The organism is Streptomyces palmae (genome assembly GCF_004684805.1).
Lineage (GTDB): Bacteria > Actinomycetota > Actinomycetes > Streptomycetales > Streptomycetaceae > Streptomyces > Streptomyces palmae.
Genome location: NZ_SRID01000709.1, coordinates 1 through 1,140 on the forward strand (window position 1 = coordinate 1; position 1,140 = coordinate 1,140).

1 protein-coding gene is annotated in these 1,140 nt (G+C 74.6%); it reads right to left on the reverse strand.

The features are described 5' to 3' along the window. Positions 1-1,054, reverse strand: a 1,054-nt coding sequence (locus E4099_RS32230) for an adenosine deaminase (protein WP_245245362.1), incomplete at its 3' end; no start/stop codon positions are given. Positions 1,055-1,140 lie beyond the last annotated feature (86 nt).

Here is a 1,140-nt window from a genome sequence, read left to right on the forward strand (position 1 = left end):
CGTAGACCCCGAGCGCCACATTGGAGGCCGGGCAGACCTCGCAGGTCACCTGCCGCTCGGCGAGCCTGCTCAGCAGCCGCGGATCCTCGGCCGCGCGCACCCCGTGGCCCACCCACGCGTTCACCGCCGCCAACAACTCCTCCCGCACCTCCCGCGGCGCGGCCGACCCCCGCACCGACTGCCGGGCCAGCTCGGCCAGCTCCTCGTCGCTGAACCCGTGGTGCTCCCGCACCAACTCGTACTGGGCGGCCAGCCGGGAGCCGAACAGCAGCGGGTCGTCGGCGCCCAGCGCCAGCGGCACCCCGGCGTCGTACAGGGTGCGCAGCGGTACCTCGGAGGGCTTCTCGTAGACCCCGAGCGCCACATTGGAGGCCGGGCAGACCTCGCAGGTCACCTGCCGCTCGGCGAGCCTGCTCAGCAGCCGCGGATCCTCGGCCGCGCGCACCCCGTGGCCCACCCGGGCCGCGCCCAGGTCGTCCAGGCAGTCCCGGACGCTGCTGGGGCCGGACAGCTCGCCGCCGTGCGGCGCGGCCAGCAGACCACCCTCCCGGGCGATGGCGAAGGCCCGGTCGAAGTCGCGGGCCATGCCGCGGCGCTCGTCGTTGGAGAGCCCGAAGCCGACGATCCCCTGGTCGCGGTAGCGGACCGCCAGCCGGGCCAGCGTGCGGGCCTCCAGCGGGTGCTTCATCCGGTTGGCGGCGACCAGGACCCGTATGTCCAGACCGGTGTCCCGGGAGGCGCGATCCACCGCGTCCAGGATGATCTCCAGGGCCGGGATCAGTCCGCCCAGCCGCGGGGCGTACGAGGTGGGGTCGACCTGGATCTCCAGCCAGCGGGAGCCGTCCCGGACGTCCTCCTCGGCGGCCTCGCGCACCAGCCGCTGGATGTCCTCCGGCTCCCGCAGGCAGGACCGGGCGATGTCGTAGAGCCGCTGGAAGCGGAACCAGCCCCGCTCATCGGTGGCCCGCAGCTTGGGGGGCTCGCCGGTGCGGAGCGCCTCGGGCAGGTGGACGCCGTACTTGTCGGCCAGCTCCAGCAGGGTGCCGGGCCGCATCGACCCGGTGAAGTGCAGATGCAGATGCGCCTTGGGCAGCAGGCGCAGATCCCGCTGAGGGCGCGGCGAGTCGGCGGCGGGGGACG